The sequence below is a fragment of the Kitasatospora sp. NPDC023118 genome (assembly GCF_055560875.1).
In genome coordinates this window covers 13,132-26,818 of the sequence record NZ_JBVHHW010000040.1, presented here as the reverse complement: position 1 = coordinate 26,818, position 13,687 = coordinate 13,132, and the positions used below count along the sequence as shown (strand labels likewise).

General features: G+C 72.4%; 10 protein-coding genes and 2 pseudogenes. 9 read left to right on the top strand and 3 right to left on the bottom strand.

The genetic code is table 11. The features are described 5' to 3' along the window. Positions 1-286: 286 nt before the first annotated feature. From ACZ3UD_RS33860 to ACZ3UD_RS33825, 8 genes and pseudogenes are all read left to right on the top strand, one after another. The gene (locus ACZ3UD_RS33860) at positions 287-2,659 is read left to right on the top strand and encodes a hypothetical protein (RefSeq protein ID WP_465596599.1); all 2,373 of its coding nucleotides are present in this window, start codon (positions 287-289) and stop codon (positions 2,657-2,659) included. A 114-nt stretch (positions 2,660-2,773) separates the two neighbouring features. Continuing rightward, the gene (gene pelF / locus ACZ3UD_RS33855) at positions 2,774-4,288 is read left to right on the top strand and encodes a GT4 family glycosyltransferase PelF (protein WP_465596596.1); all 1,515 of its coding nucleotides are present in this window, start codon (positions 2,774-2,776) and stop codon (positions 4,286-4,288) included. Positions 4,289-4,417: 129 nt separating this feature from the next. Further along, positions 4,418-5,977 carry a hypothetical protein gene (locus ACZ3UD_RS33850; protein ID WP_465596594.1) on the top strand — a complete coding sequence of 520 codons (1,560 nt, stop codon included), beginning with the start codon at positions 4,418-4,420 and terminating at the stop codon, positions 5,975-5,977. Positions 5,978-6,060: 83 nt separating this feature from the next. After that, entirely contained in the window at positions 6,061-7,053 is a 993-nt protein-coding gene (locus ACZ3UD_RS33845) for an SDR family NAD(P)-dependent oxidoreductase (RefSeq protein WP_387613588.1), read from the top strand. A gap of 75 nt (positions 7,054-7,128) precedes the next feature. Continuing rightward, positions 7,129-7,830, top strand: a pseudogene (locus ACZ3UD_RS33840) (nucleotidyltransferase family protein); the annotation flags it as partial. A 125-nt stretch (positions 7,831-7,955) separates the two neighbouring features. Then, on the top strand, positions 7,956-8,873 hold the full coding sequence (locus ACZ3UD_RS33835; protein WP_465596592.1) for an NAD-dependent epimerase/dehydratase family protein: 918 nt from the start codon (positions 7,956-7,958) through the stop codon (positions 8,871-8,873). Then, a complete protein-coding gene (locus tag ACZ3UD_RS33830) occupies positions 8,870-9,562 on the top strand; it encodes a spherulation-specific family 4 protein (RefSeq protein WP_465596590.1) in 693 nt (230 codons plus the stop codon). The genes ACZ3UD_RS33835 and ACZ3UD_RS33830 overlap by 4 nt, the downstream gene beginning before the upstream one ends. Before the next feature lie 22 nt (positions 9,563-9,584). After that, the gene (locus tag ACZ3UD_RS33825; protein WP_465596587.1) at positions 9,585-10,562 is read left to right on the top strand and encodes an endo alpha-1,4 polygalactosaminidase; all 978 of its coding nucleotides are present in this window, start codon (positions 9,585-9,587) and stop codon (positions 10,560-10,562) included. A gap of 54 nt (positions 10,563-10,616) precedes the next feature. On the opposite strand, the gene ACZ3UD_RS33820 is transcribed toward ACZ3UD_RS33825, so the two are convergent. Then, the gene (locus ACZ3UD_RS33820; protein ID WP_380608747.1) at positions 10,617-10,817 is read right to left on the bottom strand and encodes a hypothetical protein; all 201 of its coding nucleotides are present in this window, start codon (positions 10,815-10,817) and stop codon (positions 10,617-10,619) included. Between the two features lie 169 nt (positions 10,818-10,986). On the opposite strand from ACZ3UD_RS33820, the pseudogene ACZ3UD_RS33815 reads away from it, so the two are divergent. After that, positions 10,987-11,188: pseudogene (locus ACZ3UD_RS33815) on the top strand (aldo/keto reductase); the annotation flags it as partial. A gap of 57 nt (positions 11,189-11,245) precedes the next feature. Here the strand turns inward: ACZ3UD_RS33815 and ACZ3UD_RS33810 are convergent. Beyond that, on the bottom strand, positions 11,246-12,238 hold the full coding sequence (locus ACZ3UD_RS33810) for a C40 family peptidase (RefSeq protein ID WP_465596583.1): 993 nt from the start codon (positions 12,236-12,238) through the stop codon (positions 11,246-11,248). Continuing rightward, on the bottom strand, positions 12,235-13,518 hold the full coding sequence (locus ACZ3UD_RS33805) for an SPFH domain-containing protein (protein ID WP_465596580.1): 1,284 nt from the start codon (positions 13,516-13,518) through the stop codon (positions 12,235-12,237). The genes ACZ3UD_RS33810 and ACZ3UD_RS33805 overlap by 4 nt, the downstream gene beginning before the upstream one ends. Positions 13,519-13,687: the final 169 nt, after the last annotated feature.

Below are 13,687 nucleotides of genomic sequence, written 5' to 3'. Positions count from 1 at the left end.
GGAACCACCTGAGCCGCACACTCGGTAACCAGCTGTAGCGCTCGGCTTCCGTTTTTTCATTTTCAATTCATTATTTGCGCGGGCGGTCCGGTTGCGGTCACAATCAGCGCCTCCATGGCTTCGCCATGAACGTTGGTAACAGGTTCGCTGCACTCTCGCCCAATTGGTCCCTCGCACAGTCGACCCTCGACCAGGATGGGCGCCGGGCAGCCTGCTGCCCGCGAACAGCTACACGGGCGGGCGAGCGCAGAGCAGCGCTGCGCCGGCCCCAAGGGGAGGATCAACCATGGGTCGAGCGACCCGAAGAGTTGCCGCTTGCGCAGCGGCAGTTCTGCTGGCCAGCGGCCTGCAGACCACCCTGGCCCACGGCGACACCACGCCGCCCAGGATCGACCTCACCGTCCTGGTCATCGACGACGGGGGTCCGTCCGTCGCGGCGATCACCGCCGAGTTGAAGAGCCAGGGGACGCCGTACAAGGTCGTCAGCCTCAATGACCCCAACCGCCCCGTCATCGACTCGGCTTTCCTTAGCGACACGCTGAACGGGCAGCCGCGGGGGAAGTACCAGGGCATCGTGCTGCCCAACGAAAACCCCTTCCCCAACAGTGCCGCCGAGATGACGGCGATCGCGACCTACGAAGCCGCTTTCAACGTGCGGCAGATTGACGCGTACACCTGGGCCAGCCCGGCCGTCGGTCTGAACTACGCGCAGAATCCCGGTTTCGTCGGGACCCTCGACGGATTCCAGGCCGCCACCACCGCGGCCGGAACTTCGGGGCCCTTCGGGTACCTCAAGGGCAGCGTGCCGTTCGAGGACAACGACCCGAACGTCAGTGAGAGCTACGGCTACCTGGCGACCCCACTCGCCAACCTGCCGTCCGGCGCCTCCTTCGTCCCGCTGGTCGACGCGCAGATACCCAACTCGACCACCCGCGGTTCGCTGGTCGGTGAGTACACCCACGACGGCCGCAAGGAACTGGTCGTCACCTTCGTCTACAACCAGTACCAGCAGCAGTTCCGGCTGCTGGCCCGCGGCATGGTCGACTGGATCACCCAGGGCGTCCACCTCGGCTACGACCGCAACTACTTCGCCACCCACGTGGACGACGTGTTCCTGGCCGACGACCGCTGGGACACGGTGCTCAAGTGCACCCCCGGCGACGTCACCTGCCCGCCCGGCACCCCGGACAGCGCCAACCCGATCCGGATGACCCCGGACGACGCCAACTACCTCAAGCAGTGGCAGACCGCCAACAACTTCACGCTGGACATGGTGTTCAACGGCGGCGGCAGCGAGGACTGGAAGGCCGACCACCAGACCACGGTGGACCCGACCGCCAACCAGATGATCAGCGACCAGAACAGCTACCGCTGGGTCAACCACACCTACACCCACCCGTACCTGGGCTGCGTGCAGGACGTCAGCGTGGTGCCGTGGCGCTGCACCAAGGACGCCTCGGGCAACACCGTCTGGGTCGACCAGAACACCATCTCCACCCAGATCAAGAACAACTTCGACTGGGCCGCCAAGAACGGCCTCAACGTCGACCCGCAGGTGCTCGTCACCGGCGAGCACTCCGGCCTGCTGACCGCCCCCCAGGAGACCAGCGACAACCCGAACCTGGCGCCGGCGCTCGCCGCCAACGGCATCAAGTTCACCGGCAGTGACGCCTCCCGCGAGCCCGCCCAGCGGCCCGTCGGCCCGTCCACGCTGACCGTGCCGCGGTACCCGATGAACGTCTTCTACAACGCCGGCACGGCGCAGGAGGAGGCCGACGAGTACAACTGGATCTACACCAGCAAGGCCAACGGCGGCAGCGGCGTCTGCGAGAACAACGCCAACTCCACCTGCCTGCCCAAGCCGCTGGACACCACCACCGGCTACCAGTCGTACATCGTGCCGCTGGAGGCCCGGATCGACCTCGGCCACGTGCTGAGCAACGACCCGCGGCCGCACTTCGTGCACCAGTCGAACCTCTCCGAGGGCCGCATCCTGTACCCGGTGCTGGAGAAGATCCTCGGCACCTACCGCTCGCTGTACGCCGACAACACCCCGATCGTGAACCTCGGTGAGCGCGAGATCGGCCAGGAGTTCCAGAAGCGAGCGGCCTGGAACGCGGCCGTCGCCTCCGGCCGGGTGACGGCGTACAAGATCGGCAACAACGTCACGGTCAGCGCGCCGGCCGGTGTTCAGATCCAGGCCACCATGCCGACCGGAACTTCTCAGAAGCTGGCCATCGGATCGACCGCCTTCGGTTCGGCCTACGCCGGTACGCTCTCCGGCTGGGTGTCCCCGAGCGCCCTGCAGAGCAGCGTCGCCCTGCAGCTTCCCTCCGGCAGCGCGCCGGCCGCCCCGGCCGCCGTCGCGCCGAGCGTCGCGGCCAAGTCCGTCCCGGCCCCGGCCCCGGCGGACAAGAAGGTCGTGCCGCAGGGCGTCGCCACCCCGGTCCCGGTGGGCCCGAGCGACACCACCCGCAAGCCCGCCGCGTCCCTCGTCCCCGGCAGCGGAACCCCGGTGCCCGGCAAGGGCGTCGCCAACGGCGGCGACGCCCGGAAGAACGGCGCCAACGGCCAGGGCGGCCAGAGTGACAAGTCCGGCAAGGCCTCTGGGGGGACGGCCTCGCACGGCAGCACCACCGGGCGCTCCGGCAACCGGTAACCCGTACCACCCGCTGACGGGGTCGGGCCGGGCAGCCGGCCCGGCCCCGCCACGGCTCCCGCTCCGGCCACCCAGGCCGGACAACCGACGCTAGAACAGGAGGGGGGACAGGAGATGCGCGTCACCCTGCTCACCGAGGGGACGTATCCGCACCAGCACGGCGGCGTGAGCGTCTGGTGCGACCAGCTCGTTCAAGGCATGCCGGACGTCGACTTCGACGTCATCGCCGTCACCGGCACCGGCCAGGAGGCACTGGCCTGGGAACTGCCGGCCAACGTACGGTCGGTCACCACCGCACCGCTGTGGGGCCCGGCCGCGGAGGCGGGTCCGCCGCGCGGCAAGGAGATGCGGCGCTTCCTCAACGCGTACGAGCGCTTCCTGCACTCCATCCTCGACCCGGTCTACACCACCCACTTCGGCACCGAGCTGTACGGCTTCGCCGACCTCGCCCGGCGCGGGCTGCTCAGCCCGGCGCTGCGCAGCGAGCGCGCCCTGCGCACCCTCCAGCACGTGTGGACCCGTGACTACCTGCCCACCGCCGTCTCCCGACCCACCCTGCACGACGCGCTGAACGCCACCGACCTGCTGGAGCACGCCCTGCGGCCGCTCTCGGTCGACCCGCCCACCAACGGCGTCGCCCACGCGGCCAGCGGCGGCCTGGCCACCCTGCCCGGGCTGATCGCCGCCCAGCAGTACGGCGTACCGTTCCTGCTGACCGAGCACGGCATCTACCTGCGCGAGCGCTACCTCGGCTACCGCACCGGCCCCTACCGCTGGCCGGTCAAGGCGCTGCTGCTCGGCTTCTACCGGATGCTCGCCGAGGAGAGCTACCGGCAGGCCGCGCTGGTCACCCCCGGCAACCGGTACAACCGGCGCTGGGAGGAGCGCGGCGGCACGCCGTCCGCCCACATCCGCACCGTCTACAACGGGGTGGACCCGGCCGCCTTCCCGCCGGCCGGGCCCGAGCCCGCGACGCCGACCCTCAGCTGGGCCGGCCGGGTCGATCCGATCAAGGACCTGGAGACGCTGATCCGGGCCTTCGCCATCGTCCACCGTGAGATCCCCGAGGCGCGGCTGCGGCTCTTCGGGGGCACTCCCAAGGGCGGCGAGGCGTACCGGGACGGCTGCATAGCCCTGGCCGCCGAGCTCGGCATCGCCGACTCGGTGGCCTTCGAGGGCCGCGTCGCCGACATCACCGACGCGTACGCGGCGGGCAACGTGGTGATGCTCTCCAGCATCAGCGAGGGCTTCCCGTTCACCCTGATCGAGGCGATGTCCTGCGGCCGCGCGACCGTCTCGACCGACGTCGGCGGCGTGCGCGAGGCCGTCGGCGACACCGGCCTGGTCGTCCCGCCGCGCGAGCCCGAGCCGATGGCGGCCGCCGCGATCGAGCTGCTGCGCGACCCCGAACGGCGCGCCCGGCTCGGCGAGGGGGCCCGGCTGCGGGTCATCGAGCAGTTCACGCTCCGCCAGAACATCGACGGCTTCCGGGGCATCTACACCGAGCTCCTCGGCACCTCCCGCTGGATGCCCGGCGGCGTGGTGGCCGTCACCGACGAGGTCCCCAGCCCCGACTGGAACGAGCAGTTGGCCGCCGCCCGGCCCCAGCCGAGCGAGGTGGGCGCGTGAACGAGCGAAGCGAGCGAACCATCGACAGGGGCGCGTATCGCGAGGTGGGCGCGTGAGCGAGCGAAGCGAGCGAACAATCGAAGGGTGCGCGTATCGCGAAGCGGCCGCCGAGCGCAGCGAGGTGGGCGCATGAGCGGTCCGATCAGGCTGGTGCCGGACGAGGGCGGCGCCGAGCGGACGATGCAGCTGCGCACCCTGCCGCTGAAGCTCCGCCGCCCCGCCCCGCCCGTCGAGCCCGAGCCCACGGAGCAGCTCGGCCTCTCCGCCGACCCGCTGGACGAACTCGCCGAGCGCCTGCGGGACATCTGCGCCGATGCCGTCCACCCGTACGAGATCGCGGCCATCCTGGAGTCCGACGGCCTCTCCGACGAGCAGGCCGCTCTGCTGTACGGCCGCCCCGACGCGTTCACCGTCGCCGAGGAGCTGTTCGAGAAGGTCGAGCGCCGCTACCCCGGCCCGAGCTCCGAGTTCGCCAACCCCTGGCGGGCCGACCCCTGGCGCTGCGTGGTGCGCGGCCTGGTGTTCGCCCTGCCCGGGCTCGGCTACCTGCTCGGGGCCAACCTGTTCGCGACCACCCGGATGCGCTTCGGCCTGCCCTCGGGCATGCTCGCGCTGTCCATCGCCACCCTGGTCAGCTGGGGCTTCAACCAGGCGCTGGCGCACCGCGCGTACCGTTGGCTGGGCCGGCTGCGCCGCCGGGAGGCCGCGGTCTGCCTGGCCGTCGGCGCACCGGTCGGCGCACTGCTCGCCTCAGCGGCCGCGTACGTGGTCGGCGGGCCGCTCGGCGCGCTGTGGTTCGCCGCCGGGCAGTCCTGCTACCTGGGCGCGGCCACCGCGCTGCTGGTGCTCGGGCGGGAGAAGTTCCTGCTGCTGGCACTGGCACCGGCCTCGGTCGGCGCGGGCGTGGTGCTGGCGGTCGACGTCCCGCAGGTGGTCCGTACGGTGGTGCTGCTCGCCTCGGTGGCGCTGGCGGTCGGACTGGCCGTCCGCGAGCTGCTGGTCGCCGCGCGCGGCGGCGAACGGGACGGCGTGGAGCTGAGGCTGGCGATCAGCCAGGAGGTCCCGCACCTGCTGTTCGGCCTGGCCTGCGGCGCGCTGACGCTGATCGCCGGCCTCGGCGAGACCATCCACCAGGCCGTGCACGCCGCCTCCCACGTCGTGCACACCCCGGCGCAGCTCGTGCACGCCCGTCCCGCGCACGAGGTGAAGACCACCCCGACCGGCCCGGCCATGGTCGCGCTGACGCTCAGTCTCGGCCTGGCCGAGTGGCTGCTGTTCCGCTACCGGGCGATGGCCGTGGCCGCGCTGCGCACCAGCCACACCACCGGGCAGTTCACCCGCCGTACCGGCGGGATCCTGCTCGGCTGCCTGTTCATCTATCTCACCACCGTGGCCGCGCTGGACGCCGCCGCGACCGTGCTGTGGCCGGGCGCCCCCTCGCTCGGCGTGCCGCAGCTCGGCGCGATGCTGCTCCTGGGCGGCTCGCTCTGGCTGGCGCTGCTGCTGAACGCCTTCGGGTTCAGCTGGAGCACCGCCCTCATCTGTCTGGCCGCCGCGGTCGCCGAGAGCGTCGGGCTGCTGACCGGTGCGGACCCGATCGTCCTGCAGCTGATCGGCTGCGGGGCGGCCGCACTCGTCCTCACCGCCATCGCCGGGCCCGCGCTCGGCCGCACCACCCAACACCGCTGAAAAGTCCGCCTCAGCCGAGGCACCACCGGCCGACCACCACAGAGCGTCGCGCCGTCCCCGTACATCGAGAAAGCGAATCCCGCATGAGCAGCGTCGCGGTTACCGGAGCCGAGGGCTTCATCGGCTCCCACCTCGTCGAGACCCTGGTCGCCGACGGGCACCACGTCCGCGCGATGGTCCAGTACAACTCCTTCTCCTCCTTCGGCTGGCTGGAGACCCTCTCCGAGGAGGTGCTGGACTCGGTCGAGATCATCCTCGGCGACGTCCGGGACCCGGGCTCGGTCAACGGCCTGGTCAAGGGCACCGAGGCGGTCTACCACCTGGCCGCCCTGATCGCGATCCCGTACTCCTACCGCGCCCCCCACTCGTACGTGGACACCAACGTCACCGGCACCCTGAACGTGCTGGAGGCGGTGCGCCACCTGGAGATCCCGCGCCTGGTGCACACCTCCACCAGCGAGACCTACGGCACCGCGCAGACCGTGCCGATCACCGAGGACCACCCGATCAACACCCAGTCCCCGTACGCCGCCTCCAAGGCCGGCGGGGACCGGCTGGCCGACAGCTACCACGCCAGCTTCGAGACCCCGGTCGTCACCCTGCGCCCGTTCAACACCTTCGGCCCGCGCCAGTCGATGCGCGCCGTCATCCCCACCGTGATCGCCCAGGTCGCGGCCGGCCAGACCGAGATCACCCTCGGCGACCTGCGCCCGACCCGCGACTTCATGTTCGTCAAGGACACCGCCAACGCCTTCCGCACGGTCGGCACCGCGCCCGCCGAGACCGTGGTCGGCCGGACCTTCAACGCCGGCACCGGCGGCGAGATCTCGGTCGGCGACCTGGTCACCCTGGTCGGCAAGCTGATGGGCGTGGACCTGGTGGTGAAGGAGGACGAGCAGCGCATCCGTCCGACCAACTCCGAGGTCATGCGCCTGGTCGCGGACGCCACCCGGCTGCGCGAGGCCACCGGATGGGCGCCGCGGTTCACGCTGGAGCAGGGCCTGGAGCAGACCATCGAGTTCTTCCGCGACCCGGCCAACCTGGCCCGCTACAAGACCGACATCTACAACGTCTGACCCGCCTCGAACGATCATGCTCGTCCTGGCAACCGGGATTCGTGTCCTACACATCCTTTCCGTGGGGGAAACACCATGCACGCAGTGATCCTGGCCGGCGGTAAGGGCGTCCGCCTCCGCCCCTACACCACCGCGCTTCCCAAGCCGCTCGTCCCGATCGGCGACCAGCACGCGATCCTGGAGATCGTGATGCGCCAGCTCGCCGCCGCGGGCTTCAAGACCGTCACCCTGGCCATCGGCCACCTCGGCCACATCATCCGCGCGTACGTCGGCAACGGCTCCCAGTGGGGCCTGCGGGTCGGCTACGCCGTCGAGGACAGCCCGCTCGGCACCATGGGCCCGCTGCTCACCATGCAGGACCGCCTGCCCGAGCACTTCCTGGTGATGAACGGCGACATCCTCACCGACCTGGACTTCGCCGGGGTGCTCAAGCACCACGAGGCGTCCGGCGCCCCGCTGACCATCGCCACGTACGCCCGCCAGGTGAAGATCGACTTCGGTGTGCTGACCGCCGACTCCGGCACCATCACCGGCTTCCAGGAGAAGCCCAGCATCGACTACCGCGTCTCGATGGGCGTGTACGGCGTCTCGCGCTCGGCGCTCGCCAAGTACACCCCCGGCCTGCCGCTGGGCTTCGACGAGCTGGTGCTCGACCTGCTGGCCGCCGACACCCCGCCGGCCGCCTACGACTTCGGCGGCTACTGGCTGGACATCGGCCGCCCGGACGACTACGACCGGGCCAATGCCGAGTTCGCCGGCATCCGCCCGGTGCTGATGCCCTTCGAATCGACCGGCGTCGCGCCGGGCGTCGCGGAGCTGCCGATCCCGGCCGTCCGCACCGCCGCGGACGACACGGTCGAGGAGCCCGCCGCCGCGGGCGCCGAGAGCGACGGACGGGCCGCGTGAGGATTCTGCTGCTCGGCGGCGACGGCTTCCTCGGCCGTCACGCCTCCGCCGTCCTGCGGTCGCTGCCCGGGGCCACCGTGCTGACCGCGGGCCGACGCCCCGCCCACGACCTCCGGCTGGACCTGGGCACCGCCCAGGCCGGCCCGCTCGGCGAGGAACTGGCCGCACTGGCCCCCGACGTGGTGGTCAACTTCGCCGGCGCGGTGGCCGGCAGCGCGGTCAAGCTGGCCGAGGTGAACGCCCGCGGCCCGGCGGTGCTCTGCGAGGCGCTCTCCCTGGGCGCCTCGAAGGCCCGCCTGGTGCACATCGGTTCGGCCGGCGAGTACGGCGTCTGCGCCGAGGGCAGCTCGCTGTCCGAGGAGGCCGACGCCCGCCCGGTCGGCGTGTACGGCGCGACCAAGCTGGCCGGCTCCCTCGCGGTGGCCGGCTCGCCGCTGGACGCGGTGGTGCTGCGGGTGTTCAACCCGGTCGGCCCGGGCGCCCCGGCGGGCTCGCTGCCCGGTCGGCTGGCGGCCGAGCTGCGCCGGGTGGCGCCCGAGGGCGCCGATGCCGTGGTCACGGTCGGGGACCTCTCCGCCTACCGCGACTTCGTCGACGCCCGGGACGTCGCCGAGGCGGTCGGCCTGGCGGTCGCCGCCGACCGTCCGCTCCCCCGGGTGCTCAACCTCGCGTCCGGGCGGGCCCGTCAGGTCCGGGCGATCGCCGACGGACTGGTCGCGGCGGCCGGCTTCACCGGCCGGATCGACGAGAGCGGCGCCGGCTCCGAGCGCTCGGCCGCGGTCTCCTGGCAGCAGGCCGATGTGTCGGCCGCCGCCCGGGAGCTCGGCTGGCACCCGGAGACGGACCTCGCCGACACCCTGCGCGACCTGTGGCTCAGCACCGCCGAGCACCCCCCGACCCCGGTGGTCGCATGACCGGGATCACCTCCGACGGCCGCCTGCTGGTGCCGCTGTACGTCCACCCCGCGGTGGACCCGGCGGCCTGGCGGGCGGTCGCCGCCGCCGACCCCGCCCGGATCGCCGCCGTGGTGCTCAACCTCGCGGACGGTCCGGGCGAGGTACCGGACAGCGTCTTCGCCGAGGCCGCCGAGGAACTCCGCGCGGCCGGCCTGCCGTTGGTCGGCTACACCGACACCGACTACGGCCGCAGGCCGCACGCGGCCGTGGTCGCCGACATCCTGACGTACCGTCAGCGGCACGGCATCACCGGCGTGTACCTCGACCAAGTCGCCACCCACCCGGGCGCGTTGTCGCATTACCGGCGACTGGCCACGGCCGCCCGGGCGGCCGGCTGCGGCACCGTGGTGTTCGGCCACGGCGAGCACCCGGACCCGGGCTACGCCGAGGTCGGTCTGGCCGACCTGCTGGTCACCTTCGAGGGCGACTGGGACACCTACCGCACCATGACGCTGCCGCTGTGGACCGGCCGCCACGCGGCCTCCCGCTTCTGCCACCTGGTCTACGACGTCCCGGCCGACGCCGCCCTGGACGCCTCCGCGCTGATCGCCGCCCGGCGCGCGGGCGTCGGCTGCGCCGTACCCGGCGCCGGCGAGAACCCCTGGCGCACCCTGCCGTACGGTCTGACCGCCGCTGAACTGACCTGACCCGATCCGGAGTTCGACTACCGTGAACCGCCGTACCCGGCTCCTGCCGGCCGCCCTGGCCCTCGCCACCGCCACCGCCCTGCTGGTCAGCTCGTGCAGCAGCTCCGGTTCGGAGGACGACCAGGACTCGGCCGACGGCAGCCCGAGCAACTCTCCCGCGGCCACCGCGCCGAGCACCCCCGGCACCCCGTCCGCCACGGACACCCCGAGCACCCCCGGCACGCCCGGCGCCACCACCGCTCCCGCCACCCCGCCGGGAAGCAGCACCCCGCCCGGCACCACCGCCCCGGCCCCGGCCGGGGCTCGCTGGCAGCCCACCCCGGGCCTGGCCTGGCAGTGGCAGCTCGGCGGCACCGTGGACCAGTCGGTGGACGTCCCGGTCTACGACATCGACGGCTTCGAGAACGACGCCTCGGTGGTGGCCGCGCTGCACGCCAAGGGCCGCAAGGTGATCTGCTACATCAACGCCGGGTCCTGGGAGGACTTCCGCCCCGACTCCAACACCTTCGCCAAGGCCCTGCAGGGCTCGGACACCGGCTGGAAGGGCGAGAAGTGGTTCGACATCCGCAAGCTCGACCAGCTGAAGCCACTGATGGCGGCCCGTTTCGACATGTGCAGGAGCAAGGGCTTCGACGCCATCGAGCCGGACACCATCGAGGCCTACAACCAGAACAGCGGCTTCCCGCTGACCCCCGACGACCAGCTCGCGTACAACCGCATGCTGGCCCGGCTCGCGCACGAGCGCGGCCTGGCCATCGGCCTGAAGAACGACCTGGACCAGATCCCCGCGCTGCTGCCGGACTTCGACTTCGCGGTCAACGAGGAGTGCTCGCAGTTCGACGAGTGCGACCGCGTCTCGCCCTTCATCAAGGCGGGCAAGGCGGTGTTCCACGTCGAGTACAAGCTCGACACGGACCAGTTCTGCGCCAAGACCAAGGCGCTGGGCTTCAGTTCGATGCAGAAGAAGCTCGACCTCAACGCCTGGCGCAAGCCCTGCTAGGGCCTGCGTTTCCCGTCGCGCGGGTGACCCGGACCAGGGTCACCCGCGCGAGGGTCACTTGACCGCGAGCCAGACGACGGCGCCCAGGACGACCAGGGCGACGACGGCGACCAGCGCGATGACGCCGGTGCGACTCTTGTTGTTGGTGCTGCCGTAGGTGGAGACGGAGCCCGGTGCCTGGCGCGCCGGACTCTCGTCGACGAACGCCCGGAACATCTGGGTGCTACCGGCGGGGTCGTAGTCGTTGTCAGCCATGGCACGGACTCTAACGAATCAGCCCACCTCAGGCACACCCCGGACCCCTCCTCCGGCGGCCGCAGCACTCCCCCGTGCGACGGGCGGGTGAACAGCGCGCAACTCCCGGAACTCGCTGCCGGGCAGTCGGGTTGACTGCTGACGTGACCGGAAGCCACAGCCGGGTCAGCTGGAGGCGCTGGACTCGGTCGCCGCCGAGCACGACGCGGCCCCCGCCGCCGTCGCCCTGGCCTGGCTCGCCGCCCGCCCGACGGTCGCCGCCCCGATCGCCAGCGCCCGCACCGTCGACCAGCTGCCCCCCGCTGCTGGCCGCCACCGCGCTGAAGCTCACCCCGGAGCAGACCGCCCTGCTGGACGCCGCCTCCCGGTGAACACGACCGGGCCCCCGGCAGCGGAGCGCTGTCGGGGGCCCGGTGCCGTGTCCCGGGCTACGGCCGCCCGAAGTGGGTCGGGTAGTAGCCCGAGTTGAGCGTCGATATCCGGACGGTCTTGCCCGGCCGGGGCGCCTCCACGAACGTGTCGTCGCCCAGGTAGATCCCCACGTGGTGGATCCCCGAGGCCCGGCCGCTGTCCGACCAGAACACCAGGTCACCGCGGCGCAGCTGCCCCGCGCTGATCGGCGTGGTCGCCGCGTACTGGTCGTCGGCCACCCGCGGCAGGCTTATCCCGCTGCGCCGGTAAGCCTGCTGGACCAGCCCGGAGCAGTCGTAGCCGGACGGGCCGTTGCCGCCCCAGACGTACGGCTTGCCCAGCTGGGCGAGCGCGTAGTCGATGGCCGCCTCCGTGCTCCCGGCGGACGCCGTGCCGTCCGAGGACGGCTGGCTGGGAGCCGGGGCCGAACCGCCGCCGGACTGCCCGGTGCGGCTGGCGTAGACGTCGTAGTGGCTGGTCCAGCGCCACTCACCGCTGCCGCTCTCGAACCAGTACTTCGAACCGTCCCAGCCCTGGCGCAGCCCCCAGGAGGAGGCCGAGCCGTTCGAGACGGCCTTGGCCGCGGAGCCGCCGGAACCGCCGGAACCACCGGAACCGCCGCCGGGCTGCTGCCCGGTGCGGCTGGCGTAGACGTCGTAGTGGCTGGTCCAGCGCCACTCACCGGCGCTGTTCGTGAACCAGTACTTCGAACCGTCCCAGCCCTGCTTGCCGGCCGCGGCGTGCGCGGACCCGGCACCGGCCGTCAGGCCGACCACGCCGGCGCTCGCCAGCACGGTGGTGGCCAGGCAGGCACTTCGCACGGCGCGGTGTATTCGGCTGCCGCCGGGCGCCGCCGCGGCGCGGGCGGTGCGCGGCCGGCCCGCGCAGTTCGGGCAGCCGCAATCCGCCATCGCGGGGATGCTGCCGAGGCGCTCCTCGAAGCCGATCAGACCGGGATCCGCGTCGAGGTCGAAGTCGGGTTCGGCGTACGCGCCGGTGGCTATCCTCATGCGGGTCGTCCTTCCTTCCGCCCGGCCCGGGCGGCCGGGGGCGGTACCGAGGCGGCCACTGCGGCCGGGGCGACGAAGGCGACCAGCAGCTGCTCCATCAGCGCGCTGCGGGCGGCCTCGTCCAGTTCGTGCGCGGTCGCGCGCTCCAGCCGGCGGACGGCCAGCGCCGCCACCTCGACCGCGTCGTCGACCAGCACGGTCCGCAGGCCCGCGTCCAGGTCGGCCAGTCGGCGCCGGCGCATCGACTCGGCGACCTCGGGCGCGTAGTCCAGCGCCAGCGGCTGCACCGAGTAGACCTCCAGGCCGGCCGGGGCGGCCTCGGCGGCCAGCGCACGGGTCATCTCGTCGGCGAACCACTGCCCGTCGCGCAGCGCGGGCCCGGGCGCCGCGTTGCTGTCGCACGGCAGGATGGACGCGGTGCGGGTGAGCACCGCCTGGACCTGCTCACGCAGGTAGCGCTCGTGGTCCTCGATCGCCATCAGCGCCCGCGCGGTGTCCTTGATCCGCCAGACGATCAGCAGCCGGACGACGATCGGGGTCCCGGTGCGGTCGACCACCTTGACCGGCTCGCTGCGCCAGTGCCGCAGCCGCACGTCCACCCGGCGGCGGCGCAGCAGCGGGTTGACCCACACCAGCCCGGTCCTGCGCACCGTGCCCCGGTAGCGGCCCCAGCGGGTCAGCACCCGGGTCTCTCCGCCCGCGTTCGCCAGCAGGCCGGCGAGCACGAACACCACCAGCAGGCCGGCCACGCTGACCGCGGCGATCGCCTGGGCGTCCACCTCGGCCCGGCCGCTCTCCTTGGCGGCGGAGCCGCGCAGTTCGGGCAGCGCGTCCCAGTGCGGGATGACTCCGGTGCGCAGCAGCACGTACGCCACACCGGCCAGGCCCAGCAGGACCACCAGCAGGGCGACCCAGCCGGGCAGAGTGGTGGCCTTGTGCTCGCGCAGCGCCTGGTCGGCCCGCGGGGGGCGGCGCGAGCTGGCGGCGGCGGGCGCGCCGGCGACGACCTCGGGGAGTTCGACGGTCTCCGGGGCGGCCGTCTCCAGCGGATCCCGCAGGTCGGCCGGGCTGGCGGGGGACGGGCCGGGGACGACGGCCAGCGGAGTGGTCGCCGGTCCGCGGTCGGCCGGCAGGAGGACCGGCTCGGCGGCCTCGTCCGCCTTGACGGTCGAGACCCTGTTCAGCGGGCTGGCGCCGGAGGTGGAACGTTCCGGCAAGGCCGGAGGCAGCACCTCGGGCAGGCTGTCGGGTCGCTGCGAAGAATCGCGGGTGACGTCCATGCACGGATCCTCTGGGTCGGTGTGTCGCGCAACGGGCGGCCCGGATCTGACGGGCAGTGCCGGAATCAGGCTAGGTTCATACGTCATCAAATGCGACATTTAAGCTGAGGTGTGTCGACATTTACTGACGAATCATCCAAAGCCGACCTGACGCGCAGACACATGAGTG